At 66.1% G+C, this 25,613-nt stretch carries 20 protein-coding genes and 1 tRNA gene; 8 read left to right on the top strand and 13 right to left on the bottom strand.

Going from position 1 to position 25,613, the window contains the following annotated elements; genetic code table 11:
• Window positions 1-142: 142 nt before the first annotated feature.
• From ACO05L_RS12890 to ACO05L_RS12880, 3 genes are all read right to left on the bottom strand, one after another.
• Window positions 143-2,578: a TonB-dependent receptor domain-containing protein gene (locus tag ACO05L_RS12890; RefSeq protein WP_421729564.1), complete on the bottom strand. Its 2,436-nt coding sequence runs from the start codon at window positions 2,576-2,578 to the stop codon at window positions 143-145.
• A gap of 110 nt (window positions 2,579-2,688) precedes the next feature.
• Window positions 2,689-3,693 (bottom strand): FecR family protein, encoded by a 1,005-nt coding sequence (locus ACO05L_RS12885; protein ID WP_421729563.1) that lies wholly within the window; start codon window positions 3,691-3,693, stop codon window positions 2,689-2,691.
• Window positions 3,690-4,181, bottom strand: coding sequence for an RNA polymerase sigma factor (locus tag ACO05L_RS12880; RefSeq protein WP_421729562.1), 492 nt, complete (start codon window positions 4,179-4,181; stop codon window positions 3,690-3,692). Before ACO05L_RS12880 ends, ACO05L_RS12885 begins: the two co-directional genes overlap by 4 nt.
• Window positions 4,182-4,424: 243 nt before the next feature.
• Between ACO05L_RS12880 and ACO05L_RS12875 the strand changes: the two genes are divergently transcribed.
• From ACO05L_RS12875 to ACO05L_RS12845, 7 genes are all read left to right on the top strand, one after another.
• Window positions 4,425-5,660, top strand: a complete 1,236-nt coding sequence (locus ACO05L_RS12875) for an FAD-dependent oxidoreductase (RefSeq protein ID WP_421729561.1) — start codon at window positions 4,425-4,427, stop codon at window positions 5,658-5,660.
• Between the two features lie 220 nt (window positions 5,661-5,880).
• The gene (locus ACO05L_RS12870; protein WP_421729560.1) at window positions 5,881-8,196 is read left to right on the top strand and encodes a TonB-dependent receptor; all 2,316 of its coding nucleotides are present in this window, start codon (window positions 5,881-5,883) and stop codon (window positions 8,194-8,196) included.
• Window positions 8,197-8,277: 81 nt separating this feature from the next.
• Window positions 8,278-8,820, top strand: a complete 543-nt coding sequence (locus ACO05L_RS12865) for a hypothetical protein (protein ID WP_421729559.1) — start codon at window positions 8,278-8,280, stop codon at window positions 8,818-8,820.
• A 4-nt stretch (window positions 8,821-8,824) separates the two neighbouring features.
• Window positions 8,825-10,126, top strand: a complete 1,302-nt coding sequence (locus ACO05L_RS12860; protein WP_421729558.1) for a dicarboxylate/amino acid:cation symporter — start codon at window positions 8,825-8,827, stop codon at window positions 10,124-10,126.
• Window positions 10,123-10,425 carry a hypothetical protein gene (locus tag ACO05L_RS12855; protein WP_421729557.1) on the top strand — a complete coding sequence of 101 codons (303 nt, stop codon included), beginning with the start codon at window positions 10,123-10,125 and terminating at the stop codon, window positions 10,423-10,425. Before ACO05L_RS12860 ends, ACO05L_RS12855 begins: the two co-directional genes overlap by 4 nt.
• 731 nt (window positions 10,426-11,156) lie before the next feature.
• Window positions 11,157-14,804 carry an autotransporter outer membrane beta-barrel domain-containing protein gene (locus tag ACO05L_RS12850; RefSeq protein WP_421731693.1) on the top strand — a complete coding sequence of 1,216 codons (3,648 nt, stop codon included), beginning with the start codon at window positions 11,157-11,159 and terminating at the stop codon, window positions 14,802-14,804.
• Window positions 14,805-14,881: 77 nt separating this feature from the next.
• Entirely contained in the window at window positions 14,882-16,048 is a 1,167-nt protein-coding gene (locus tag ACO05L_RS12845; protein WP_421729556.1) for a TIGR03032 family protein, read from the top strand.
• A 712-nt stretch (window positions 16,049-16,760) separates the two neighbouring features.
• Here the strand turns inward: ACO05L_RS12845 and ACO05L_RS12840 are convergent.
• From ACO05L_RS12840 to ACO05L_RS12810, 7 genes are all read right to left on the bottom strand, one after another.
• A tRNA-Ser gene (locus ACO05L_RS12840) sits at window positions 16,761-16,850 on the bottom strand.
• 87 nt (window positions 16,851-16,937) lie between these two features.
• On the bottom strand, window positions 16,938-17,897 hold the full coding sequence (locus ACO05L_RS12835; RefSeq protein WP_421729555.1) for an NUDIX hydrolase: 960 nt from the start codon (window positions 17,895-17,897) through the stop codon (window positions 16,938-16,940).
• Window positions 17,898-17,901: 4 nt separating this feature from the next.
• Window positions 17,902-18,495 (bottom strand): YfbR-like 5'-deoxynucleotidase, encoded by a 594-nt coding sequence (locus tag ACO05L_RS12830; RefSeq protein WP_421731692.1) that lies wholly within the window; start codon window positions 18,493-18,495, stop codon window positions 17,902-17,904.
• A gap of 135 nt (window positions 18,496-18,630) precedes the next feature.
• Window positions 18,631-19,530, bottom strand: a complete 900-nt coding sequence (locus ACO05L_RS12825) for a methyltransferase type 11 (protein WP_421729554.1) — start codon at window positions 19,528-19,530, stop codon at window positions 18,631-18,633.
• 123 nt (window positions 19,531-19,653) lie between these two features.
• Window positions 19,654-20,526 carry an AAA family ATPase gene (locus ACO05L_RS12820; protein WP_421729553.1) on the bottom strand — a complete coding sequence of 291 codons (873 nt, stop codon included), beginning with the start codon at window positions 20,524-20,526 and terminating at the stop codon, window positions 19,654-19,656.
• A 96-nt stretch (window positions 20,527-20,622) separates the two neighbouring features.
• The gene (locus ACO05L_RS12815) at window positions 20,623-21,444 is read right to left on the bottom strand and encodes a transglutaminase-like domain-containing protein (protein ID WP_421729552.1); all 822 of its coding nucleotides are present in this window, start codon (window positions 21,442-21,444) and stop codon (window positions 20,623-20,625) included.
• 43 nt (window positions 21,445-21,487) lie between these two features.
• On the bottom strand, window positions 21,488-22,387 hold the full coding sequence (locus tag ACO05L_RS12810; protein WP_421729551.1) for a transglutaminase family protein: 900 nt from the start codon (window positions 22,385-22,387) through the stop codon (window positions 21,488-21,490).
• Window positions 22,388-22,435: 48 nt separating this feature from the next.
• On the opposite strand from ACO05L_RS12810, the gene ACO05L_RS12805 reads away from it, so the two are divergent.
• Window positions 22,436-23,200 carry an N-formylglutamate amidohydrolase gene (locus ACO05L_RS12805; protein WP_421729550.1) on the top strand — a complete coding sequence of 255 codons (765 nt, stop codon included), beginning with the start codon at window positions 22,436-22,438 and terminating at the stop codon, window positions 23,198-23,200.
• A 4-nt stretch (window positions 23,201-23,204) separates the two neighbouring features.
• Here the strand turns inward: ACO05L_RS12805 and ACO05L_RS12800 are convergent, their stop codons facing one another.
• Genes ACO05L_RS12800 through ACO05L_RS12790 form a run of 3 tightly spaced genes read right to left on the bottom strand, consistent with a single transcriptional unit; the run spans window position 23,205 to window position 25,540 of the window.
• Window positions 23,205-24,533 (bottom strand): sensor histidine kinase, encoded by a 1,329-nt coding sequence (locus tag ACO05L_RS12800; protein WP_421729549.1) that lies wholly within the window; start codon window positions 24,531-24,533, stop codon window positions 23,205-23,207.
• A complete protein-coding gene (locus ACO05L_RS12795) occupies window positions 24,530-25,192 on the bottom strand; it encodes a response regulator transcription factor (RefSeq protein ID WP_421729548.1) in 663 nt (220 codons plus the stop codon). The genes ACO05L_RS12800 and ACO05L_RS12795 overlap by 4 nt, the downstream gene beginning before the upstream one ends.
• Complete coding sequence (locus ACO05L_RS12790) at window positions 25,193-25,540, bottom strand: PepSY domain-containing protein (protein WP_421729547.1); 348 nt, start codon at window positions 25,538-25,540, stop codon at window positions 25,193-25,195.
• Window positions 25,541-25,613: the final 73 nt, after the last annotated feature.

Here is a 25,613-nt window from a genome sequence, read left to right as displayed (position 1 = left end):
TCCTGTCCGGCTCCGGAATCCCAAACAGAAAGGCACGTAGCGGCGAGGCGATAGCCTCGGGGCTTCCTGCCGGCACGAAGCCCGCATCGACCTATGACGAGGGTGCAGGCGGGACCGGCTTGGGTCTTTGGGAAATCGATCGCTAAAAGCTGCGGGAAAGGCTGACGGCGATCGTGCGGGGAGGCAGACTGGTGGTCTGGTCGCGCGAGCCGTTGACCCCGGATATAATTCGCACCGGGCTGACGGCGTTCAGGGCGTTCTGAACTGAAGCGGCAATCGTCATCCTGCCCGACATCAGCGCCAGTCGAGCGTCCAACTGGTCGTAGGCGGGTTGGATTTCATAGGTTTCATAGGTCGGCCGGAACTCCGACGCCGAGGCGCCTGTCCGGAACCAGTTTAAGCGAGCCTCGCCCTGCAGGCCCGGACGCAACGGCCACAGGTATGACGCTGAAGCGGCCAGTGTGTATCGGGGCGTGAAGGGAATGCGGTCTCCGGCCATGCCGGTCGCCGCCGTCGGATGCGCCAGCGCGCTGGATTGATCGCGCACCAGGCGGGCATCCAGGATTGAAACCGCCGCCGTCATCGTCAGGCCTTGTAGGGGCTGAGCCCGCAGTTCCAGTTCACCCCCTCGAATTCGGGCGGCTCCGGCATTGGTGAGATAGCGCCAGGCGCCGTTGGCGCTGGTGGCGCTTATCTGCATGTCGGTCCAGTCGATCCGGAATGCAGCGGCGGCGGCGGTCAAGCGATGCCCGAACCAGCCTGATTTGACCCCCGCCTCGTAGCTGATCAGGCTGTCCGGCAGATAGACAGCCGGAAGGGCCTCACCGGCGCCGGGGACGTTGTTGACGCCGCCCGGGCGAAAGCCCTCGGCGGCGGCGGCGTAAATCAGGGTCGCGGAGCCGAGACGATAGCTGGCCGAGACCTTGCCGACATCGCCTCGGGCGTCGGTGGAACTGTGCCGATAGTCGGTGGCGCTTGATCCGGTCAGGAAGTTTGGAACCACCACTCGACCTCCAACAGAGGTGTCGTAATCGTACCGTCGCCACCCCGCCGTGAGGGTCAGTGCGGGGACCGGCAGCCAGGACGCCTCGGCGAAGGCCGCGCGTTGCCGGATTGCGTTATCGATTACGCGGTAACCGGTTTCATCGCCTGGGATGGCTAAGACCTGGCCGGTCCGCGGGTCAGCCCGGTAGACGAAACTGCCGAAATCGTCGTGCCGACGTTCGTAATATGCGCCGACGGTCCAGCGGTATGTCGCAGCGGTATGGGAACTGAGGCGGAGCTCCTCGCTGGACGAGGTGAGGTGGGAAATCTGGCGCCAGGCCCCCGGCAGGCGGCTGAGCGCATAGGCCTGGAACGCCTGCATCTGGCCCGGGTCGCAGGCCTGGGTCAGGGACAGATAACTCTGGCAGCCCGTAGCGTCGGTGACGCCGCTCGCCAGCGTCCGGGTGTAGTCGCTGGCGGTGACCCGGTCCCAGGTGTAGCGCGAAGCGGTGGCCGTCAGGGTCGCGAACGGCAGGTCCCAGGTCGCCGTGACATTGTAGAGGGCCAAATCTTCGCTGTGTTCGCCGATAATGCTGGCGTCTGTCTGATAAGCGCCCAGCGACGGAGTCCAGTAGCTGATGGCGTCGTCGTAGTCGGTCGTTTGCCGGATGGCGGTCACGGCCAGCCGCAAGTCAGGCGTGGCTTCAAAAGTCGCCGCGACCCTGCCGCCGCGCACTGAGGACCCGTTGATGTTGCTGCGGCCAAAGCGGATGTTGTCGATAAAGCCGCCTTTCGTTTCGTCGTAGGCGGCGAGCCGCACGGCAACTCTGTGATGGAGAGGCAGATTGACCATGCCGCGGATGGATCGGCTTGCGTCGCCACCCTCGATGGCCGAAAGCTCGCTCTCGATCAGACCCTGGACGCGCGTCGGATCGGGCTTGTTCAGCAGGACACGCAGGGTGCCGCCCATGGAGCCGGAGCCGTACAGGGTGCCCTGAGGGCCACGCAGGATCTCGACGCGGTCGATGTCGAAAAGGGCGATGGCGGGCTGGCTGGCGCCGGGGTCGGCGGCTGACCCGGCCGGGCCGGTCACGGGGGTCTCGTCATAATAGACGCCTGTGGTCGCTTCGCCGAACCCCTGGACCCCACGCAGGACGATGCGCTGAAGCGTGGTGCCGTTCTGGATCATCTGCATGCCTGGCGTCTGACGCAGGATATCGTTGAACGACCCGGCTCCGCCGACGCCCAGACTCTTGCCCTGCAGCACCGTGATGCTGGCCGGGGTGGACTGGAGCAGAGAGGGCTGTTTGAGCGCGGTGACCACGACCTCGTCGAGAACCGTGGGGAACGCAGGTTCAGTCGGGCGGGGCGGCTCTGCGACGCTCGCTGGACCGAGGAAAGGCCGAATGACGATGACAGCCCCGTCGGTGTCGGCGCGCAGGCCCGAGCCGCGCAGCAGTATCGCCATGGCGTCATCCAGCCCCAGCGCGCCTTGCAGTGGTGGGGCGTTTAGCCCGGCTATTGCGGAGGGCGCGAAGACCACCTGCCGCCCTGCGACGGCCGCGACCCGCCTGAGGGCCTGTTCAAGGGGCATGGCGGGCAGGGCATAACGTGTGTCAGCCGGCGCTGCCTGCGCCGCCACGGCCATGAGCCCGGACAAGGCTGAGCACAGCAGAAGCGCGCGGCCATGCATCCGCGAACGGGTCAGTCGGAACGGCGGGCGCGACGCATCACGATCCTGCCGTTAGCCTGCACGGGTTCGAGACCGTAAAGCTTGCTGACGCCCTCCGCGAAGCCGCCGGAATCCCCGTGGTCGAAGCTGCCGCTGATCCTCAATGCGCCGAGCGACGCATCGGCAAGGACGATCGGAACGTCGGCGTAGCGGTTCACTCGCGCCAAGGCTTGCGCAAGGCCGACGTCGGCGAAGTCCAGCTTTCGGTCGCGCCAAACAGTGGCCTGCAGGGTATCGACCGTCTGGGGGGAGCCAAGGCCGGCCGCACCAATGGCGACCTGTTCGCCAGGCTTCAGCCGGACGATCGCCCGCGCCTTCTGGCCAGACCCGCCGCTCTTTGCGGTCGCAGAGATGGAGCCCTCGATAAGGGTGACAACGGCGCCGTTGCTCCCTCTGGTGATGTTGAACGTGGTGCCAAGGACCGTGACCAGGCCGTCACCGACATCGACCTGCATCGGTCGGCCCGCGTCGGGGGCGACGACGAACCGGGCGCGGCCCTGAACCAGTGTCAGGTCTCGAATGTCGGCTTTCATTCGCACCTTGACCACCGCCCCGGCGTCCAGCGTCAGATGCGACCCGTCATCGAGGACAACATCGAGGACATCCGAAGGATTGGCCGCATAGGTGGTCTGGCTCAGGCCTGGCGCGATCAGGCCGTAGCTGCCCGCCCCGATGGCCACTACCGCGACGCCAGCCGCGACCTGGCCGATGAAGGCGCGGCGCGAGGGGCGGCGGCCCCGTTTCAGGGCGCGAGCGCGGATGGAGGCGAGGGCAGGGTTCAGAGAGCCGCTGCCGGCAGCGCCGTCGAATGCGACCCAACTGCGCGCCACCCGGTCATAGGCTTCGGCGTTGCCGGGTTCGCGGCGCCACAGCCGGAAGCGTTCGGCCTCGACGGGCGACAAGCCGCGGTCGCGGAGAAGGCGCCATTCGCCGGCCTGTTCGAAGGCATCGTTGTCGTTCTCGGAGCCGTCGGTCATCGCGGCGGAAGACTCCGCGCCAGGTGGGCCAGAGCGCGCGCCATGTGCTTCTCGATCGCGCTGACGGAAATGCCGAGCCAGTCCGCGATCTCTCTGTTCTTCATGCCCTCGATCCTCTGCAGGACGAAAATTTCCTGTGTGCGCTCCGGCAATTCGGCTAGGGCCGCCATCGCACGATCCAGATCGTCCTTACCTGCTAGAACGCGGTCGGGGTCCAATACCTCAACCAGACTGCGATCAAGAGTCTCGCTGACATGGTCGAAGGGCAGGGAAATCTGCACGCCGCGCACTGCACGACGACGTCCGCGATCCCGCAGAAGGTTGGCGGCGATGGTGAAGACGAAGGCTTCGAGGTTCTCCAGTGTCATGTGATCGCTTCGGCGAGCGATGCGCAGGAAGACTTCCTGTGTCAGGTCCTCGGCCTCCGAAGCATCCGAGGTTCGGCGACGGAAAAAGCTGATCAGCGGCCGGCGAAACCGGCCGTCCAACTGGTTGAGGACATCGCGGTTACGAGCGACGCCTGATGACGACGGATCGGATGCAGTCAAAGTTCAAAACCTTAATGCGCCGCACAATTTCTCACATCGCGATGCACAAAGCGCAAGGGGCTGTTGTCAGCCAAGTGACGCCAAGTCGAACATTGTGCGACGGTTTGGCAACAGTCAGGTGAGGTGGATCGACAGCGCTGCGTTGAACTGAACAGGCGACATCGCCTCACGCGGGGACCTGACATGATCGACAGACGCAGTTTTCTAAACGCCTCGGCCGTGGCCGGAGCCATGGTCACGACTTCGGCCCCCGCCTGGGCGCGAACCAGCACAAGCACGGCGCCCGATGTGGCTGTGGTGGGAGCTGGGGCCTTTGGCGGCTGGGCGGCTCTTTCTCTGCGCGAGCGCGGTCTCGATGTCGTGTCGGTCGATGAATATGGCCCGTCCAACCCGCGCTCCGCCTCGGCCGGAGAGACCCGCTCGATCCGCTCTGGCTATGGTGCTCAGGGCTTCTATTCGGCCTGGGCGGCGCAGGCGCTGGAACTGTGGAAACGACGCCAGGCCGAGTTCGGTCGCACGCTGCTCTATCCCAATGACCGGCTGGAACTGGCGCAGACCTGGTCGCCCGGATTGACGGCCCAGCGTGAGATCTTCGAGCGGCTGGGCATTCCCTACGATGTACTGGACCGGGCCGCGCTGCGCAGCCGCTATCCGCAGATGAATTTCGATGACGTCGAATTCGCCTTCCTGGAAAAGACCAGCGCCGCCGTCATCAAGGCGCGCGAGGCCATGATCCGCACCTCCGAGGTGTTTCAGGAAAAGGGAGGCCGCTTCCAGATCGCCCGCGCCATGCCGGGCGAGGCGAGTGGGCGCACATTGAGAACCCTGGCCCTGAACGACGGCGGCACGCTGGCGGCGGGCCAGTTCGTCTTCGCCTGTGGTCCTTGGTCGCCCAAGGTCTTCCCCAAGGAAATGGCGCCCAAGGTCGCGGTGCGTCGCAGCGAATATTACTACTGGGGCGTCCCGCCGGGAGACGACCGCTTCTCCTGGCCCAAGCAGCCCGCCTGGCACGATCACATCAAAGGCGGCTACGGGTTCGGCAGCCTCGAGCGGGGTCTGAAATATTCGCCGAGCGGGCTGGGCGGGGGCGCGCATGATCCGGACACGGCCGACCGGCTGCCGACCGCCTTCCTGATCGAGACGGGGCGTCAATACATCGACCACCGCTTCCCGGGAATGCGGGATGCGCCGATCCTCGAGACGAGGGTTTGCCAGACGGAAGGCACCGCCGACAGCCACTTCGTGATCGACCAGCATCCGGATTACGACAACGTCTGGATCGCCAGCGGCGGCGGCGGGCACGGCTTCAAGTTCGGCCCCCTGCTCGGTGAGTACATCGCCGGACGGGTCACTGGCGCGCCCGGCGATCCGCAGATCGACGACCTGTTCAAGCTGTCCAACAAGGCCGACATCGGCTGAGATTCGAGGCCCGATCCGGCCTGCTGATCGCAAGGATCAGATGTTTGAAGCGCGGTGTTCTTGCAGAACGCCGCGCTTCTGGCGCTGCCTGACAGGTGTCAAGCAAGTCTATGAAATAATGTAATAAATACTAATTTTCTGGGTGGGGTGCGGGTGATGAGCTGCGTTCTACCTCTTAGACGGCGCGATCACGGGGTCGAGGCCGCCTGAGGGGAATAGTATGACACACACCGCCAAGTCCGACTTCCGGATGGGGCTTCTGGCCGCCACCGCTCTGGTCGCCGCGACCGCATCGCCGACCCTGGCTCAATCCATCCAGAATGCCCCCGCCTCTGCGCGACAGGAGGCGCTGGAGACGAGTACGGTTGACGAGATCGTGGTCACCGCGCTTCGTCGCGACCAGTCCCTGCAGGATGTGCCGATCAGCATCACGGCCATCACCGGTGAGACCCTGGCCGACCAGGGTGCGTCGAACATGAATGACTATTTCCGCCAGGTGCCGGGCCTGAGCGTCGAGGTCGGCGGTCCCGCTCGTCAGCGGATCTCGCTACGCGGCGTCCAGAGCAATGGCGAGGCGACCACGGGGCTCTATTACGATGAGACGCCGGTCACCGGCCCCGCAGGATCCGCCGCCGACGCGGGCGCTGCCCAGCCCGATCTGAATCTGTTCGACGTCAGCCGGGTCGAGGTCCTGCGCGGACCCCAGGGCACCCTGTACGGCTCGGGCTCCATGGGCGGCACTGTCCGCATCATCTTCAACAAGGCGCGCACCGATCAGTATGAAGGGGCCGTCGAGGCTCAGGCAACGACCGTCAAGGATGGTGGCGAGGGCTACATCCTGCGCGGCATGGTCAACATCCCACTGATTGAAGACAAGCTCGGCGTTCGCGTGACCGGGTTCACGGAGCAGCGCCCCGGCTATGTGGACAATGTCCGCCTGGGCAATGAGGACGTCAACGAAGGCGAATTATCCGGTGTCCGCGCCATGTTCACCTTCACGCCGACCGATACCCTGACGATCAATGGTACGGCCATCTTCCAGACCGCCGACTACGATGACGCTACGACCACCTGGTTCAAAAGCGCGGGCGACTACCAGACCGAGGCCTTCACCAAGTCGCCCTATTCCAACGACTTCGCCCTCTATAACCTGACAGCCCGCTGGAGCCTGCCTTTCGCAGACCTGGTGGCCACCACGTCGCGGACGGAGTGGGACTCGGTCTACACCTCGGACTACACCTCAACGCTGTCAGTGAACCGCAACGGCTCCTGCCTGGCCTACTTTGCAGTCGGCAGCTGTACGCCCGATCAACAGACCCAGTACAATGCCTACAAAGACAGCCGCCTGCCGGGCGTCTGGCATCAGCCCTCGACCATGGAATCCGAAAACCACGAGATTCGGCTCAGCTCGATCGAGGGCAGCCTGTTCGACTGGACGGTCGGCGCCTACAACGAGCGTCGCTACGACTACTTTGACAGTCAGGTCTATCGCGCCGACCCGGTGACCGGGAACCCGCTGATCATTCCGGGCGACGAGACCGGCTGGCGCACCATCGAGACCGAGGTCAAGCAGACCGCCTTCTTCGGTGAGGTCTCCTACACTGTGTTCGATCGCCTGACCCTAACCGGCGGCGCGCGGTACTACGACTATACGAAGTCGGTTGGCGGCGAAGTTCTGGTCGCCAACCACGTGACCCTGTCGGCGCTCCAGCCCTATCAGCAGGTCTCGGTCGATGCGACGGGCTGGGTGACCAAGCTGAACGCCGCTTTCGACGTCACGCCGGACATCATGGTCTATGCGACCCGGTCAGAGGGCTTCCGTCCGGGCGGCGCGAACAATGTGCCGGGCATTCCCGACACGCTGCTGCCCTATGACGCCGACAGCCTGACCAACTACGAGACGGGCGTGAAGGGCAACTTTCTAGATCGCCGCCTGACGGTGAACGCCTCGATCTACCAGATCGATTGGGACGATATGCAGATCAACGCCCAGGCCTCGGCCGGCGCGTGGAACTTCATCACCAATGCGGGCGCATCGCGTATGCGCGGCCTGGAACTGGAAGCCGCGGCTCGGCCCATGCCGGGTCTCGATCTGACCGCCAATTTCGCCTACATCGACGCCGAACTGACCGAGGATCAGGTCAACTCCTCGATCATTCTGACGGCGAACGCTGGCCGCAAAGGCGACCGGATAGTTGGTATTCCCGAGGAAAGCGGCGCCTTCAGTGCGGCCTATCGCTGGTCGCTGACCCAGGCCTTCGATGGGATGGCGCGTGTGGATTACACCTACACAGGCTCGGCCCCGACCCAGCTGCGAACGACGAACGCCAACTACCAAATGCGGCCGTCCTACTCGCTGGTGAACGCCCGTGTCGGCATCGAGAGCGATGCGTTCGGTCTCTATCTGTTCGTCAATAACCTGCTGGACGACGTGGCGGTGACCTCGATCACGACCAACACGGGTCAGGGGATCTACAATCGGATCACCACAGCGGCGCCACGCACAATCGGCGTCAACCTGACCAAGTCGTTCTAGCCGTTTCCGACGGCTCGTCGTCGCCGGCTGGAGCGCGCTCCGGCCGGCGATCGCCATCCCCCTTTTTGCCGGAGACCATCCATGCGTACTGCCCGCACAGGCCTCGTCTGCGCCCTGGCGCTCGCCTTCAGCGCTCTCGCACCCCTTCAGGCCTATGCTGCCGAGGACGCCATGAAGCGCGACGCCCGCGAACGGGCGCCCGCAGCCCTGCTCGGCGTGTGGGAGGCCGACATCGCCGCCTCCACCTATTCCACGCCGCCTCGCCAGCACCTGCGGTCCTTCTTCTACACAGCCGAAGGCAAGCTGATGGTGTCCTTCCTGACGCTGGGTGCTGACGGTCGTCAGTCCGCAGGTCACTGGGCCGTTCAACTCGACGGCACGCCCGGCCTCGAATACTTCGCCGCCAACGGCTCGACGCCCTATGCCGAAATCCGTCTGACCCCAGTCGACGCACAGACCTTCACTGTCACCAACACCTATGCCGGCGAACAGGCCTCCACCGCGAGCTACGTCCTATCCAACGAAGGGCAGACCCTGACCATTACGCGTACGCCCAAGTCCGGCAACCGTTCGGTCGTGGTCTATCACCGCTGGGGCCTGGGCCAGTCGACCTCGGCGAACTGAAATCATGACTGAGGCGAAACGAGGCGGGCTGCCGCTGCACTGGCTGATGCTGATCGGCTTTGTGGTGGGGCTGGCCGGAGGGCTGGCGGTCAATGTGTTGATCGGGCCGGAGACGGCCTGGGTTGTCTGGGGGACGTCGAACATCACCGGACCGGCGGGCCAGATCTTCCTGCGTCTGCTGTTCATGCTGGTCATCCCGCTGCTGTTTTCGGCCCTGGTCGTGGGCGTGGCCGAGATGGGCGACCTGCAGTCGTTGGGCCGGGCGGGGATCAAGACCCTGCTGCTGACCATCGTCGTATCGGGCATCGCCGTCGTCATAGGCCTGGGGATGGTCAACCTGTTCCGGCCCGGCGACGGGGTCGATCCGGTTCTGGCCCAGGCCCTGCTGAACCAGGGCCGCGAAGGCGCCTCGGCCATCGTCAACTCGGCGCCGGAGAGCGTGCAGTTCGGCCAGTTCTTCCTCGACCTGATCCCCTCGAACGTCTTCACGGCGGCGGCGGACAATCAGATCCTGCCGGTGATGATCTTCGCCCTGTTCTTCGGCATCGGCCTGGTCATGGCCAAGTCGCCCAATACCGACCGGCTGCAGAACGTCATCGAGGGCATCCTCGAAGTGACGATGAAGCTGATCAACCTGGTCATCAAACTGGCCCCCTATGCGATCGCCTGCCTGATGTTCAACCTGGCCGCCCTGTTCGGCTGGGACCTGTTGCTGCGGCTGGCGGCCTATGTCGGGGTCGCGGTCGGCGCGATGCTGATCCACATGTTCGTGGTCTATCCGCTGGTGGTCTGGTTCGGCGCCGGCATGTCGCCGCTGGCTTTCTTCCGCGGCGTGCGCGAGCCGATGGTGGTGGCCTTCTCGACCGCCTCGTCCAACGCCGCCCTGCCGGTGTCGCTGAAGGCGGCGCAGGAACAACTGGGTCTGCCGCGCAAGATCGCCCGCTTCGTCCTGACCGTCGGCGCGACCGCCAACCAGAACGGCACGGCGCTGTTCGAAGGGGTGACGGTGCTGTTCCTAGCGCAGTTCTTCCAGATCGAGCTGAGCATCACCCAGCAGATCATCGTCATGCTGGTGTGCATCCTGGGCGGGGTCGGTACGGCGGGGGTGCCCGCAGGCTCCCTGCCTGTGGTCGCCATGATCCTGGTCATGGTCGGGGTGCCGGCCGAGGGCATCGGCCTGATCCTGGGCGTCGACCGCTTCCTGGACATGTGCCGCACGACGCTGAACGTCACCGGCGATCTGGTCCTGGCCACCGTGGTGTCGAAGGGCGAGAGCGACGATCCGGAGTTGGAGGGGGCGCCATGAGCATCGAACAGATTTTCGGGGATCCGAGAACGCGTCCGCCGCCCATCAAGGCCGGCAGCGAATGGTCTTCGGATGAGGTGGACGACTTGCGCCAACTGGCCGTGCGCCGACTGAAGGCCGCGACCATCGCGGCCATGATGGGGCGCACCTCGGCCGCGATCCGGAGCAAGGCCGCCAGCCTGGGCATCGTCCTGTTAAGCGATCGATCGCTTGAGCCGATCACCCTGCGTCGCCTATCGGCGCTGAACCCTTCCAGCCCCGCGGAGTGCGGGGCCGAAGAGCGATCAAACCGGGCCTGACATCGGAAAAGGCGGTGCTGGACGCTAAAACGGTTCCGCCCTGGGACGGCCATAACCGCTTAGGCGCGCGTCCGACAAGTGGCGGAGGCGGCTGAACTTAAGTTGTCTGATAAAGGTATGCTTGCGTATGGTTTTGGGCTGTTGTCGACGATCTGCTGAAGGCCGACAGCCGGTCGGTCGAGCCGGCATTGCTGGCCGAGGGCAATCACGAACCGGCGCACAATCCCATCCCTCGACTGCGCTATTATGATCCGGCGTTCGCCGCCTTGGAGCGGGAGTTTGGTCATCGAGCCCGAGAACCCTTCTTGTCTCTAGGTGGCGAGGGGGGGGGCGGCAGGGTTGTCCTCGAGTACGAAAAGCCCGCTGCCGGTTTTTCGAGCGCGCTGGAGAGACTGCTGCCGCTCTCGTCGTCGGATCAGCGGGCCCACACTTCGTCGCGTCCTCGACGACAAAGTCGCCGCATGGCGGTGGCTGTCTTCTGACTCAGGCAGGGGGGAAGGGCTTCTCGACTAGCGAAATCAATCTGTCAGCACCTTTCGGTTGACCGATTGGTCAGCCAATGAATTGCGTCCGGCCGCAACAGAGGGTACGTGGAACTAGCTTTGCTATAACAGGTCCGCGTAAAAATGCCTTTCGTCTGTGAAACCGCTCCCGCCACCGAGATCGCACCGTCGCGAGTGAATGGCTTCCCTCGCGGTAGGAAAGCGAGCCCAGGCGCGCGTCGCGTCTTGATGATCGGTACGGCCCTGGGGTTCTCGATCGCGATCCTGGCCGCGGCGGGATCGGCTGAGGCGGCCTGTGTCGTGGGGCCGACGACGGTGACCTGTGCCGACCCCGTCTATAATGGCGACATCACAGAGAGTGCAGTCGGGGATCTGACCCTGGTGATCGCCGACGGCGTTCAGGTGAACGGGGCGGTCGCCGTGCGCGGCGACAATCTGGTGATCGACGCGACAGGCGCGGTTATCGATTCTGCGACGTCGGGTGTCACCGGCTATGCCCAGGGCTCGGTGACGATCACGACTACGGATGTGACCACCAGTTATGGCGCCGGTATTGTGGCGGTCGGGTACGGCGAGGTTACCGTCAACAGCGGCGCCGTTTCGGTTGCGGGTTCCGGCTATGGCATTTTCGCCGTGGGCTATTCGACCCAGGATGTCACGGTGGTCAGCGCCGAGGTGGAGACACTGGGCGATAATAGCCAAGGCATTTTCGTCCTCTCCCAGGGCGATGTGTCGATCACCAGCGGCGCCATCACAACGAGCGGCGAATCGGCTGGCGGCGTGCGCGTCTATGGCCAGCAGGACGTCGTCATCAACAGCGGGACGATTGCGACCAGCTCGAACCGCTCCCACGGCATCACGGCCTATGGTCTGGGCGACGTCACCATCACGAGCGGTGAGATCGCCACGGCTGGCGAGGGGGCGGATGCGATCGAGGTTATCTCCCAGGGCGATGCGTCGATCGCCAGTGGCGCCATCACGACGACCGGCGATTACTCTAGCGGCATGCAGGTCTATGGCCGTCAGGACATCGTCGTCGACAGCGGCACGATCTCGACGACCGGGTACGCCTCCTACGGCATGAATATCAACGGCGACGGCGACATCGTCGTCACCAGTGGGCGGGTCACCACGATCGGCGAATACGCCGATGGGATCGACATTGATAACTATTCCCTGACGGGTCTCGTTTCGGTCAGTAGCGGTGTCATAAGCACTGAGGGCTACGACTCGTTTGGCATCGACATCGATGCCTACGGTGACGTGATCGTCGACAGCGGCACGCTGAGCACCCTGGGTGATGACGCAGACGGCATCGATGTCAGCACCTCTGGCGACGTGACCATCACCAGCTCGGTCCTGAGCACTGCTGGCTATTCCAGCATTGGTATCGACGTGTCCACGGATGGAGATGTCTCCGTCACGAGCGGGGCCCTCAGCACCCTTGGCGACGGTTCCGAAGGCATCGATGTCAGCACCGACGGCTCGGTCACCATCGTCAGCCAGTCCTTGACCACCGCCGGTCGGGACGCTGAGGGCATGGACGTCGGCGCCGACGGAGACGTGATGATCACCAGCGGTTCTGTCGGGACCTTGGGCTATGGATCGGAAGGCATCGACGTCAGCGCCTACGGGTCGGTCACCATCGTCAGCGAAAGCGTGACCACGGCGGGCGATTACGCCGCGGCCATGTTTATCGGCGCTGACGGAGACGTGACGATCACAAGCGGCTCGATCGCCACTTCGGGCTCCTATGCGCACGGCATGGACATCGATTCGCTTGGCGCGGTGACGATCGCCAGCAGCGTGATCTCTACGGAGGGAGATTACTCCTCCGGCCTCCGGGTGTACTGGGCAGACAGTCTGACCGTCGAAAGCGGGGCGATCACGACGTCCGGCGACGGGTCCTCGGGGATCGCCGCCTTCGTGACCGGTGACATCACGATCAACAGCGACACCGTCGTCACCTCGGGCTATCTGTCTTCGGGCATCTCTGCGGTCTCCGATGGTGGCGACGTCAGCATCACTGCGGCGTCGGTCACCACGAGCGGTCAAACCAGCCACGGCGTCTTTGCCGTCGTTACCGGCGGCGATATCGCCGTTGCGGCAGGTTCGATCACCACGAGCGGTTCGAACTCCCATGGCGTCTGGGGCTATACGACGGGGGGCGATGTATCCGTGGAGGTCAGCGGCGATATCGCGTCCGCTCAGGGAGCCGGAATTTTGGCCCAGGGAGACGCGGTGACGGTGACGGTTGCCGAGGGAGCCACCGTGACGGGAGCCGTCAACGGCGTCTGGGCGATTTCAACCAAGTCGACCACCATCAATCTGGCGGGCTCGGTCCGATCCTCCGGCGGATTCGCCATCCTTGCCCAGGGGGGCGCAGCGACGATCAACAACACCGGCAACACCATCATCGGCGCGATCGCCCTGTCCGAGGCGGACGATGTGGTGAACAACTCCGGCTCCTTCATCGCGGCTGGCGACAGCTGGTTCGGGGGCGGCGCGGATGTGTTCAACAACTCCGGCCTGCTGCGTTTCGTGGATAGTGCGGTTCCAGCCGCCGTAGGCTTCATGGACCTGGAGGTCTTCAACAACTCCGGCGTCATCAACTTGGGCAACGGTGTTGTCGGCGATGTTCTGGACCTGTCTGGCTCCGTGTTCAACGGCCTGGCCGGCAGCCGCCTGACTGTGGACGCCAATGGCGTCAGCAGCGACATGCTGCTGGTCGCCGATGCGACGGGCGTGACGACCGTCACCGTCAGCGACACCAGCGATGTCGCCATCGGAGAGCTCGCCACCTTCGTGCGGTCGTCTTCGGTCGAGACCGGGACCGAGTTCGTGATCGACGGCGCGCAACGCGGGCTGATCGGCTATGATGTCGTCTTCGACGCGGCGGACAACAGCTTCGCCGTCACTGGCCGCGCCGGGCTGCACGCCCTGGATCCGCTCCGCTTCGTCGATGGCGCCCAGAACCTTTGGCACAAGGGCGCCGACGGCTGGAGCGCGCGCATGAACGAGGTGCGCGATACGGCCTCGCTTCGTCCGGACGGCCTGGAAGCCTGGGCTCAGACGGTGTTCGGCAGCGACCAGTTCGGCTCGGGTCCGCGCAGCTACGCCGCCTTCGACGCGGACGTGGTCGCCGACCTGTCCTACGACCAGGACTATATCGGCTTCACGGCCGGCTTCGATGTCCGCCGCTCCAGCGAACGCGGCTCGACCCTCTGGGGCGTGACGACCGGCCTGATGCGGTCAAAGATAGATCTGGAAAGCGCGACCAGCGCCAAATACTCGGGCTACAACCTGGGCGCCTATGCGGGCCTGACCCGCGACGCCTTCTTCGCGAACGCCCTGGTTCGCATGGATGGCTACAAGCTGGACGCCATGATCCCGGATGTGCCTGCCTACGAGAGCGTGGACGGCGTCAACTTCGGGGCCAAGGTCGAGGCCGGCGCCCGCTTCGAGGGCGGCCGCTGGTTCGCCGAACCTCTGGCGCGACTGGCCTGGGTCGAGACCGACCTGGACGGCTTCTCGGTCGATGGCGGCGACTTCGATTACGAGAAGGGCTCCAGCCTGAAGGCGGAACTGGGGCTGCGTGTCGGGGCCAAATACCGGGCCGGACCGGGCGTCTCGCTTGCGCCGCACTTCGCGCTGTTCGCCGTCGAGGAACTGGAAGGCGACAATGAGATGCGCCTCACCCTGGGCTCTGTCGTCGACACCCTGGTGGACACGCCCGCCGAGCGTCACGGCCGCGCCGAAGTGGGCGTCACGGTCTGGGCGCCCAAGGGGCTGGAGGCCTTTGCTCAGGCAGAAGCCCTGTTCGGCGACGACGCAGAGGGCTTCACCGCCCGCGCCGGCGTCCGCTGGCGTTTTTAGGTTTGTAAGCTAGGTCTTGTGCCGCGCGCCCCTGGTGGCGCGCGGCATTTTTCAATTTCCAAGAGTGGCGTAGAGACATGGCGAAATCTTCCAAGCCGGCCCCGGCCGATGCCTCGATCGACGCCGTCTCCGGGCAGGCGCCCGACGCGCCAGCCGTCGCGCCAGCCGTCGCAACCGCCGCGCCGGCAGGCGAGACCAAGATCAAAGTGTCGCGCGGGTTTTCCCAGTGGCTCAGGTCGCGCAAGGCCAGCCTGGCCTTCACCTCGTATCAGACAGGGAAACTGTTCCTGATCGGCCTGTTGCCCGACGGCAAGGTGTCGATCCACCAGCAGTCCTATGAGCGGGCCATGGGCCTGTGCGCCCAGCGTGAGCGCCTCTATCTCGGCTCACTGTTTCAGGTGTGGCGGCTGGAGAACGCCCTGGCGCCCGGCGATCGGGCGAACACCCATTTCGACCGCCTCTATGTGCCGCGCAACGCCCAGACCACGGGCGACATCGACATCCACGAGCTGGGCATCGATCGCGCCGGCCGGGTGATCTTCGTCAATACGAAATTCTCCTGCCTGGCCACGCTGTCGACCCGCTACGGTTTCACTCCGATCTGGAAGCCGCCCTTCATCTCCAGGCTGGCGGCCGAGGACCGCTGCCACCTGAACGGGCTGGCCATGCACGACGGCGTTCCCCGCTATGTCACCGCCGTCAGCCGCACGGATGTCCTGAGCGGCTGGCGTGAGCGCCGTCATGAAGGCGGCGTCCTGATCGACCTCCAGACGGACCGCATCGTGACCGACCAGCTGTCGATGCCGCATAGTCCGCGCGTGTGGAACGACCAGGTGTTTGCGCTGGATTCCGGCCGCGGCTGGCTGATCCGTGTCGATCCCCAGACCGGCAAGAAGGAAGACATCGCCTTCTGTCCCGGCTTCCTGCGTGGCCTGGCTCTGGTGGACGGGTTTGCGGTCGTCACCCTGTCTCTGCCCCGCAATGGCGAGTTCAAGGGACTGGAGCTGGATGGGGCGATCAAGTCGCGCGACGGAGAGCCCTGGTGCGGGCTGATGGTCATCGACCTGAGGACCGGCGACACCGTGGAGTGGATCAAGCTGGAGGGGGCGGTGACCGAACTGTTCGATGTGGCGGTGATCCCCGACACCGTCTGTCCGATGGCGGTGTCGAGCACCTCGGCCGAGATGCGGACCATTCTCCCGTTTGACCAGACCTTCGGCCCGCTCAATCCGCCGAATCCGTGACGCGATGGCGCTGTCAGGGGAACCGAAAAACTTCGAGAAGAAGCGGTATCGGCTGGGGCTGGCTCATCTCCGACAGGCGGGGTGAGGGCAGGGGCGGGGCGCCTGAGTTCCACCTCGACCCTGGGAGACGAAACCGGGGCGCCGCCGAACGCCGAGCGGTATCGGCTGGGGCTCGCGCCATAGCGGCGTCGGAAATGTCGGCGCAGAGTCTCGGCGCTGCCCAGACCTCAGCTCTCCGCCACGTCGTCTGAGGCCATGGGCATGTGGATGGGCGGCAACCCGCCGCTTGGCTACAGCCTGCCGACCGATCCTCTGACCCGGGCCCCGGTCGTCCATCCGGCTGAGGCTGAGACCGTGCGGATGCTGTTTGACCGTCGAAGGCCTGCAGCGGATCACTCTGCCCCTAACCTGGTCCGAACAGCGCGCGGTTCTCGGCTTCGCCGTCTAGGTCATCCGCCGCCCCTCAATGCCCGCCCTGTCTACGGGGCGGTGCGCCTGTTCGATTCTCATGGAAATTCCCTGATGTCTTCCCTGCTACCAGGGAAAACCGGAGTCGGTTTAGCGCGCCGGAGACTCCAGGCCAAAACGGCGTGGAAACCGGCTGAATTTGGCTGTTCCGGGCAAACGGCAGTGGGCTATCGCAGCGACGAAGGCGTTTGACTACAACGTCTTATGACGTTGCCTTATATGGAGCATTGACGCTGCCGGCCGGTGGCGGAGAGGGTGGGATTCGAACCCACGGTACCCTTCCAGGCACGCCGCATTTCGAGTGCGGTACATTCGACCACTCTGCCACCTCTCCGCGGGGCCGTAAGTACGCTTGGTCGAGCGAGGGGCTTCTCTAGTCGGACACAGGCGGGGCTGCAAGCAGTTGTGAGAGATTTTCCGATCAACGTTGCGCAGGCAGGGCCAGGCCTGGCGCCTGGCCGCCCAGGGGATCGGCGTCGGTGAAGCGAAACAGCTCGGCGGGACGGCCTCCGGTGCCCATGGAGACACGGCCCGTGGCCTCGACAAGGCCGGTGCGTTCGACGCCGCGGCGGAAGTTCTGCTTGTGCAGGGCCAGGCCGATGACGGCTTCCGCGGCGCCCTGCAGCTCGGACAGGGTGAAGGTCTCGGCCGTCAGGCCGAACAGGACGGGGCGGTATTTCAGCTTGCTGCGCAGACGGCCCAGGCCGGTGGCCAGGATGCGGCGATGATCGGATGCCATGATCAAGCCGGGGGTGGCGCTCTGGTGGCCTGGGGGCTGAGGGCGACCCGCGTCGCGGTCGGCCTCTGGGACGACGCCGGCCTCGTAGAGCAATTCGTAGCGTTCGAGAACGCGTTCCTCGTTCCAGCGTGTGTCGGCGCCCAGCGCGAACAGCGCCTCGACGCGGGCCCTGCGGCGCGGGTCGATTTCGGCCCAGGCGCGCAGGGCGGCGACGACGCCGACCGTGGCGTGTCGCGCGTCGGCGCGGCGGTCCTCCCACGGGAAGATGTCGAAGACGGGCGTCCAGCGCGCCTCGGCGGCGTCGGCGGTTGCGGCGTCGCGGGTCAGGGCCAGATACCCGACCGAGATCTCGCGCTGGCGCTCTGGGCCCGGGGTGGCGCGCGGCGATTCCCGGCCCGCGTCGCCGAAGGTGTAGAGCTGTTCGACGAAGCCGGGGCGAAAGCCGGTCTGGTCGGTGACGAAGGCGCGCAGGGACAGTTCGAAGGTGCGGTCGCGGGCCGGGTCGAACGGGCCGGAGGGCAGGGCGATCTCACCCCCGTCCTCGCGGCTCGTGGTCGTCAGGACGGCGAGCTCGCGGCCATGCAGGGCCATGACGACGGCGGACAGGCCGATGCGGACGCCGTGCTTTCCGCCGAAGGACATCGCTCTATTCCGTATGCCAGGCGTCGGGGCCGGCGATGATGCCGACGGCCTCGCCCAGGACCCGGTAGCGTTCCAGATAGCGCTCCTGGGCGATGGGGGCGGGCAGGGGCTCGATGATCAGGTCATAGCCCGCGGGGGGCGTGCCGAACAGTTTCAGCGATTCGGCGCGTTCGAAGCCGGCCAGTTGGGTCGCCTCGAAGAAGGCGCAGGCGCGGTCGGCCTTCTTGATCAGCTTCTTGATGGCGACGGGGCTGCGAGGGGGCAGGCCGAACCGGAGGTGGATGGCGTTCTCCAGCCGTTCCTCGAACGCCTTGTAGTTCACGCCCAGGGCGGATTTGAACGGAGAGATCATGTCGCCGATGACGTATTCCGACGCATCGTGGAGCAGGGCGGCGAGGCGCCATTTGGGCTCCAGCCCCGGCTGGATGTGGGCGGCGATCTCTTCGACCACGCAGGAGTGCTGGGCGACGGAGAAGGCGTGCTCGCCGATCGTCTGGCCGTTCCAGCGGGCGACGCGGGCCAGGCCGTGGGCGATGTCGCCGATCTCGATGTCGAAGGGCGAGGGGTCCAGCAGATCCAGCCGGCGGCCGGACAGCATACGCTGCCAGGCGCGGGGCTTGGCGCTGGAGGAGGATTTCGAAGAGGTCGTCGGGCGCTCGGCCAAGGGAATGTCCTGATGGCGGTGGCGGTTCAGGTGACCCAACTGGCCGCCGGGATCAAGGCCGAGGGCCGGTTATTCGCCGACGTTGAGGGTGACGAGCTCCTTGGCGTCGTCGAATGCGCTGTCGTTGTCACGCTCCTTGGCGCGGATCGTCGCCACCACGATGGGGCCGCCGCGAGGGCCGCGGGCCTCATAGCCGACCATGCGCCAGCCAGCGGGGGACGGCGTCTGGTCGGTCAGCAGATAGGTCTGGCGCGTCGCTTCGCCTGAGGTGCGGGTGCGGATCTCGGCGGCATTGTCGCGGGCGTTGATGCTGACGGCCTCGCTCTCGGCCGCGGCGGTGGCAGAAGACGTGGCGTTCGGCGGAGTGACAGAGCCCTGGACCTGGGCGCTTTCGCCATCGGCGCGGATGGTCAGGCCGCCGATACGGACGTCGGCATTGTCGCCGTTCGCTTCAATGTGGATGCCCGGCATATGCACCGAGGCGCGGTCGCCGTTGGTGTCCACGGTCATCCCCGGCAGGGCGACGGAGGCGGCGTCGGCATCGGCGCGGGCGGCCTCTGCATCGGCCCGGCTTGCGTCGGCGTCAGCGCGTGCGGCGTCCGCATCACGCCGCGCGGCCTCAGCCTGTTCCCGCACCAGGGTCGTGGGCATGAGCGCAGCCAGGCGTGTCTCGAACCCACGCAGGGCCTGTTCCGGGGTCTGGCTGTCGACCGCGACCAGATGCAGCGAGACCTCGGTGCCGCGCCGGCCGACATAGTTGCAGACCGTGCCGTCGGCCTGGGCCGAGCCCTTGCGCGTCAGCTCGCCCATGCTGTCGGGGCATTGCAGGGCCGTGACGACCTTGAGAACGCCCTTGGACTCGTCGCCGGCCGTGTTGGTGCTGATCCTGACCGAGCGGTCGCCATCGCAGCCGGCCAGCAGGGCGGCGGCGGCGAGTGTCACGGCAAGGGCGGCGGAGCGCAGGCGCATCAAGGTCCTCTTTCGATACCCATCCTGACCGGAAAGTCCGGTCATGCCAGTGAAATCGCCGTAACCGGCATGACCAAACCTGTTCGAACCTGTGTTGGGAAGGCCGCAATCGGCCCGCCGAACTCAGCCTCCGGGGCGGGCGCCTTCGCGGCGGGTCAGGAAGGCCAGCCGCTCGAACAGATGCACGTCCTGCTCGTTCTTGAGCAGGGCGCCGTGCAGGGGCGGGATCAGCTTGTTGGGCGTCTTTTCGCGCAGGGTCTCGGGGTCGATGTCCTCGACCAGCAGCAGCTTCAGCCAGTCCAGCAGTTCCGACGTGGAGGGCTTCTTCTTCAGGCCAGGCGTGTCGCGGATCTCGTAGAAGGTCCGGAGCGCCTCGGACACCAGCCGCTGCTTGATGCCGGGGAAGTGGACCTCGATGATCGCCTTCATCGTCTCGTCGTCGGGGAAGCGGATGTAGTGGAAGAAGCAGCGGCGCAGGAAGGCGTCGGGCAGTTCCTTTTCGTTGTTCGAGGTGATGACCACGACCGGGCGGACCTCGGCGCGGATCGTCTCGTTGGTTTCCTGGACATAGAACTCCATGCGATCCAGCTCTTGCAGCAGGTCGTTGGGGAACTCGATGTCGGCCTTGTCGATCTCGTCGATCAGCAGAACGGGGCGGACAGGCGAGGTGAAGGCCTCCCACAGCTTGCCCTTCTTCAGATAGTTGCGGACGTCGTGGACCCGCTCGTCGCCCAGCTGGCTGTCGCGCAGGCGGCTGACGGCGTCGTATTCATACAGGCCGTTGTGGGCCTTGGTGGTCGACTTGACGTGCCAGGTGATCAAGGGGGCGTTCAGGGCCTTGGCCATCTCATAGGCCAGCACCGTCTTGCCCGTGCCGGGCTCGCCCTTGATGAGCAGGGGGCGTTCCAGGGCGACGGCGGCGTTGACCGCGATCTTCAGGTCCTGGGTGGCGATGTAGTTCGAGGTGCCCTCGAACCTGTCGGTCGGCTTCGGCATGGGTCGTACGCTCCGGTATTTCTGTCAGTGGCCTAGCCGATGGGCCGCGAGGTTTACAATGATAACCTCTGTCCGGCGCCGCCACTTCGCCTCACATCAGCCGCCGGGCAGGGCGTCGATCGCGTCGGTGTGGACCTCGAACCGGGTCAGGGTCGCCTGGCCGAAAGCGGTGGTCAGGGCGGCGTCGACGGCGTCGCGGCCGGTGGCCATCAGGATGCGGCCGATGCGCGGCTTGTTATGGCGGGCGTCGAAGGCGTGCCATTTGCCGCCCAGATAGACCTCGAACCAGGCCGAGAAATCCATCGGCGCGTCGATGGGGTCGATGCCGATATCGCCCAGGTATCCGGTGCAGTAGCGCGCCGGGATGTTCATGCAGCGGCACAGGGTGATGGCCAGGTGGGCGAAGTCGCGGCAGACGCCGCAGCGTTCGTCGTGCGCGTCGAAGGCGGTCTTGGTCGCGCGGGCGTGGTGATAGCCGAACTCGATCCGGTTGTGGACGTAATCAACGATTGCCTGGACCCGCTCCCAGCCCGGCTTGGTCGATCCGAACAGGCTCCAGGCCGTCTCGATCAGTCGGTCGGTCTCGCAATACCGACTGGCCAGCAGATAGACGACCACCTCGTCGGGCAGGGCGTCGACGGAATGCTGTTCAGCGTCGGGCGACTGGGGATCGGGCAGGCCCGAATCCTCGACCACGAAATCACAGCTCAGGGTCAGACCGCCCGCCGGCACGGTGAAGCGGCTGCAGACGTTTCCGAAGCCGTCGATGTAGTCGTACATCGGCACGTCCGGCGTCGCGACGATGTGGTGCGAGGTGCGCATGTCCTTGTGCCGCGAGGGATGCACGCTGAGCAGGGCCAGCATGGGCGTCGGCGTATCGGTGTCGAAGCGAATGTCATAGCCGGTTCGGATCAGCATTCAGCGGGCTCTGTCTGGGGACCGGGCGCGGTCCTGGCGAGGGTTATGTCCGGGCGACGGCCGAGGCGACCGGATCGTCCAGGGTGATTTCGACATCGACGGTCATGTCCAGGGCGCTGCCCGGAAACCCGGTCCAGGCGCCGGACAGGGGCACCGCCTGATAGGGATCGCGGGCCTGGGCCACGCGGATCAGACCGGTGTTGCCGACGATGCCGTTGGTGGGATCGAACTCCACCCAGCCGGAGCCGGGGATGAAGATGCGAACCCAGGCGTGGGTGTTGCCGCCGCCGACGCGGCCTTCGTGTCGGGACGGGGAATAGACGTAGCCGGAAATGAACCTCGCCGCGAAACCCAGCGAACGGGCGGCCTCGATCATCAACACCGCGAAATCCCTACAGGTTCCCTTGCGCGCCTTGAGGGTCTCCATCGGGGTCTGGGTGCCCATTTCGGGGCGGGGGATATAGGTGAAGTCGCGCTTGATGGCCCGCGTCATGGCCGTCAGCAGGTCCAGGGTGCCGGTCCTGCCCTCGGCGGCGACGAACGTGCGCGCCCAGGCGTCGACGACCCGATAGGGGTCGTGGTGCTGACGCTCGATCGATCGCAGCAGGTCGGGCATGTCCTCCGACGAATAGGTGAAGGGGTACTGCCGGGCATAGGGTTCGACATCCACCGTGTCGGTCTGGACCGGGTTGTGCTCCATCCGCACCGTGCTGGCGAAGGTCAGCTCGGTGGCCCGTTTGGCGAAGGTGGCCAGGGCCACGGCGTTGCCGAACACGTCCTGGACCCAGCGCAGTTCGGCGGGCGCCGGGGTGATGTCGAGCCGGGTCTCGATCACCCGCTGATCGAAGCTTTCGCGCGGGCGCATCATGATGCGGTGCTCGCCGAACGCCACCGCTTGCCGGTATCGATAGGTCGTGAGATGCGAGATCGTCAGGAAGGGCATGCGTGGTGCGTCGCCGTCATGGCCCGGGAGTGAATATGGAGAGGCCGCGTGAAGGATAGCCTGTTCGGAGCCTCGGACCCAGCCGCCGTCGAGATCATCAACCCCGAAGGGCGTTCGCCGTTCCTGCTGCTGGGCGATCATGCGGGCAACGCCATCCCGCAGGCGCTGGGCGATTTGGGCGTCAGCGCCGCCGACCGCCTGCGTCACATCGCCTGGGACATCGGCGTTTCCGATCTGGGGCAGGACCTGGCCGGAAGACTGGATGCGGTCTTCGTGCGCCAGCATTATTCGCGGCTGGTGATCGACTGCAACCGCGACCCCGCCGAGCCGGGCGCGATGCCGGAAGTCAGCGACGGCGTGACCATTCCCGGCAATCTGGGTCTGACGGGCGAGCAGAAGCAGGCGCGGATCGAGGCCATCCATCAGCCCTATCAGGCCGCCATCGCCGCCGAGATCGCGCGGCGCCTGTCGGTCGGCTTGAAGAGCGTTCTGGTGTCGCTGCACAGTTTCACGCCGCTCATGGACGGTTTCCATCGGCCCTGGCACGCGGGCGTCCTGTTCGACGGGCGCAACGACGCGTTTGCCTGGGCGCTGCTGGAAACCCTGCAAGCCGAGCCGGAGCTGCATGTCGGCGAGAACGAACCGTATCGCATGAACACGGTCGACCACACGGTGCCGCTGCACGCCTTTGCGGCGGGACTGGCCTATGCCGAGCTGGAAATTCGGCAGGACCTGTTGGGCGATGCCGACGGGGTGGCGGCCTGGGCCGAGCGGCTGGAGCGCTGTCTGAACGCGGCGCTGCCGAGCGCGTGACGGACTAGGTCGTCGGCCAGACGATCTCGACCCTGAGGCCGCCCATGGTGGACCGGGTCAGGGTCATCCGGCCTTGCGACGTCGTCACCAGATCTCGGGCGATGGACAGACCCAGGCCATAGCCGCCGACCGTCTCGTCCAGCCGGACCCCGCGCACGAAGGCCTCGCCCAGGCGGGTGGAGGCGATGCCGGGGCCGTCGTCGTCAAGCGTCAGCCGCGTGCCCTCGGCGTCGCTGGCGGCGGTCGCCCGGACCTGACGGCGGGCGAAGCGGGCGGCATTTTCCAGCAGGGGTCCGACGATCTCGGCCAGATCCTCGCGCGCGACCGGAGCCGCAGCCTCGTCGGCGTCGATGGTGAAGACGATGGCCTCGCCGCGTTCGGTCTGTTCGATGACGCCGACCACCTGTTCCAGAACGTCGCGGATGACGGTGCGACCGCCGCGAGCCGCCGCGATCCGGCTGCGGGCCAGTTCGGATTCGCTGGTCGTGGTGATGGCGGCGATGGCGCGGTCCAGGCCATTGGCGATGTCGATATCGCCCGCCTCGCGCACCCGCCGCGCCTGGGCCATCAGGGCCGCGAGCGGCGTCTTCAGCCCGTGGGCCAGGTCGGAGGCTCGCCCGCGCGCGCGTTGCAGGTCGGCCTCGCGCGCGGCGGCGAGGTCGTTGATGGCGTCGGTCAGCGGCTTGAGCTCGTTCAGCCGAGGCTCGGCCAGACGGGCGGCCGATGTGGCCATCAGGGTCTCCACGTCCTGGCGGATGCGCTTCAGCGGCGACAGGCCCAGCGTCACCTGCAGCCAGGCGGCGGCGGCCAGCACCAGCCACAGGCCAGTCAGAAACAGGCCCAACTCGCGCTCGAACTCGGACTGGGCGGTGGTCACGTCGGACGCGTCCTGGGCCAGTTGGATCACCACGGCCGGTCCCGTCGCATTGGGCCGCACCGACCGTTCCAGCAGGAAGACCGGCTCGTCGAACGGCCCGGTCGATTGTCTCAACCGCCAGGTGTCGTTGGGGGCGTCGGTGGGGGGCGTCAGGCTTTCGTCCCACAGGGAGCGCGAGCGCACGGCGTCGATCGGGGTCGAGGCCTGCCAGTAGAGACCGCTGGCGGGAATATCCAGGCGAGGGTCCGTCAGGGGATCGACCAGCGAGGGTCGCCCCGAGGGATCGACCACCAGGGCGGCGGCCAGACGGGTGGCGTCGCGGGTCATCTCGACCGTCAGGCGGCGCTCCAGATGGCGCTCGAACAACAGGGTCATGAAGATCCAGGCCACGACCAGGGCGGCCAGGATCGCCGCCCCGCCGCCGATCAGCAGCCGCCACCGCAGCGAACGGATCACGCGGCGGCGTCCAGCAGATAGCCGAAGCCGCGCCTTGTGGTGATCAACTCGGGGCCGAACTTACGGCGCAGGCGGGCGACGATGGCCTCGATGGCGTTGGCGTCGCCGCTCTCGGTCGCCCCGTACAGGTGTTCGGCCAGTTCGCCAGCGGACACGGCCCGGCCCGGCTGGTGCGCCAGATAGTCGAGCAGCCGGTATTCCAGCGGCGACAGGCGAGCGGGCGCGCCGTCGAAGGTGGCGGCCATGCGGGTGGTGTCGAGCCTCAAACGGCCGATGCTGACGACGGTCGACAGAACGCCGGCGCCGCGCCGGATCAGGCCGCGCAGGCGGGCGACCAGTTCGCCCATCTGGAACGGCTTGGCCATATAGTCGTCGGCCCCGGCCTCGATGCCCTCGACCTTTTCGGTCCAGTCGCCGCGCGCGGAAAGGATCATGACCGGAAAGGCGCGACCCGCCGCCCGCCAGCGCCGCAGCACCGACAGGCCGTCGAGGCGGGGCAGGCCCAGGTCCAGCACGGCGATGGCGTAATCCTCGACGTCGCCGGCGTACCAGGCCGCGTCGCCGTCGCCGGCCACATCGACCACGAAACCGGCGGCTTCGAGCGCACGCTTCAGGTCGGCCTGGATGTCCGGATCATCCTCGACCACCAGGCAGCGCATTCAGTCGTCCTCGATTTCCTGCACCACCCCGGTGCGGGCATCCATCTTGATCTCTCGCACACGCCCCGTCGAGGTCAGAACCTTGACCTCATAACGCCACTGGCCGCGATGGCGGTCCAACTCCACGTCGATGACGTCGCCCGGAACGGCGCGCAGGGCGATGTCCAGGATGCGGGTCAGGGGCAGGATCTCGCCGCGACGCAGGGCCTCTCGCGCCGCGATATGATCGTCGTCATCGACCGAGGCGTGAGCGACCGTGGCCGGAGCCATCAGGACGGGGACCGCACCGGCAACGGCCAGCACGGCGGCGAAGGGCGCGATACGGCGCAGGGAGAGGGCGTGTTTCATGCCGACAAGATGCTGTCCGTTCCCTGACATTTCGCTGACGGGCTCCGCGTGGGGACTGTCAGGCAGGATCAGC

The organism is Brevundimonas sp. (assembly GCF_965227765.1).
Lineage (GTDB): Bacteria > Pseudomonadota > Alphaproteobacteria > Caulobacterales > Caulobacteraceae > Brevundimonas.
Note: the sequence above shows the minus strand (reverse complement) of the source record. Positions and strands in the feature narration are given on the sequence as shown.

Coding starts and splice junctions, on each gene's coding strand:
- ACO05L_RS12890 (WP_421729564.1), bottom strand. CDS start 2,578: ATGCCCCTTGAACAGGCCCTCAGGCGGGTCGCGGCCGTCGCAGGGCGG.
- ACO05L_RS12885 (WP_421729563.1), bottom strand. CDS start 3,693: ATGACCGACGGCTCCGAGAACGACAACGATGCCTTCGAACAGGCCGGC.
- ACO05L_RS12875 (WP_421729561.1), top strand. CDS start 4,425: ATGATCGACAGACGCAGTTTTCTAAACGCCTCGGCCGTGGCCGGAGCC.
- ACO05L_RS12870 (WP_421729560.1), top strand. CDS start 5,881: ATGACACACACCGCCAAGTCCGACTTCCGGATGGGGCTTCTGGCCGCC.
- ACO05L_RS12865 (WP_421729559.1), top strand. CDS start 8,278: ATGCGTACTGCCCGCACAGGCCTCGTCTGCGCCCTGGCGCTCGCCTTC.
- ACO05L_RS12860 (WP_421729558.1), top strand. CDS start 8,825: ATGACTGAGGCGAAACGAGGCGGGCTGCCGCTGCACTGGCTGATGCTG.
- ACO05L_RS12855 (WP_421729557.1), top strand. CDS start 10,123: ATGAGCATCGAACAGATTTTCGGGGATCCGAGAACGCGTCCGCCGCCC.
- ACO05L_RS12850 (WP_421731693.1), top strand. CDS start 11,157: ATGATCGGTACGGCCCTGGGGTTCTCGATCGCGATCCTGGCCGCGGCG.
- ACO05L_RS12845 (WP_421729556.1), top strand. CDS start 14,882: ATGGCGAAATCTTCCAAGCCGGCCCCGGCCGATGCCTCGATCGACGCC.
- ACO05L_RS12835 (WP_421729555.1), bottom strand. CDS start 17,897: ATGTCCTTCGGCGGAAAGCACGGCGTCCGCATCGGCCTGTCCGCCGTC.
- ACO05L_RS12830 (WP_421731692.1), bottom strand. CDS start 18,495: ATGCTGTCCGGCCGCCGGCTGGATCTGCTGGACCCCTCGCCCTTCGAC.
- ACO05L_RS12825 (WP_421729554.1), bottom strand. CDS start 19,530: ATGCGCCTGCGCTCCGCCGCCCTTGCCGTGACACTCGCCGCCGCCGCC.
- ACO05L_RS12820 (WP_421729553.1), bottom strand. CDS start 20,526: ATGCCGAAGCCGACCGACAGGTTCGAGGGCACCTCGAACTACATCGCC.
- ACO05L_RS12815 (WP_421729552.1), bottom strand. CDS start 21,444: ATGCTGATCCGAACCGGCTATGACATTCGCTTCGACACCGATACGCCG.
- ACO05L_RS12810 (WP_421729551.1), bottom strand. CDS start 22,387: ATGCCCTTCCTGACGATCTCGCATCTCACGACCTATCGATACCGGCAA.
- ACO05L_RS12795 (WP_421729548.1), bottom strand. CDS start 25,192: ATGCGCTGCCTGGTGGTCGAGGATGATCCGGACATCCAGGCCGACCTG.
- ACO05L_RS12790 (WP_421729547.1), bottom strand. CDS start 25,540: ATGAAACACGCCCTCTCCCTGCGCCGTATCGCGCCCTTCGCCGCCGTG.